The following is a 223-nucleotide window of genomic DNA, read 5'->3' on the forward strand; positions in this document are numbered from 1 at the left end:
TGCACCCGCTTCGGTGCTGCCGATGGTCAGGGCGCCGTTGTTGGTGATGCTGTCCGAGCCGCCTGCACCCGTGTCGTTAGTCAGCGAAACGGTCGGTGCGGCGACCTGAGTGTCGAGCACGAAGCTGACGGTGGTCGCACCCGAGGTATTACCGGCCACGTCGGTCTGGCGGACGGCAACGGTGTTGCTGCCTTCGACCGGGGTGAAGGACGAGGACCAGGTT

The 223-nt window shown here is 65.5% G+C and carries 1 protein-coding gene; it reads right to left on the minus strand.

From position 1 onward, the window contains the following. A partial coding sequence (locus LO50_RS24945; RefSeq protein WP_044315989.1) for a hypothetical protein occupies positions 1-223 on the minus strand: 223 nt, incomplete at both ends.

This window comes from Stutzerimonas stutzeri (genome assembly GCF_000935215.1).
In the GTDB taxonomy this organism is placed as follows: domain Bacteria; phylum Pseudomonadota; class Gammaproteobacteria; order Pseudomonadales; family Pseudomonadaceae; genus Stutzerimonas.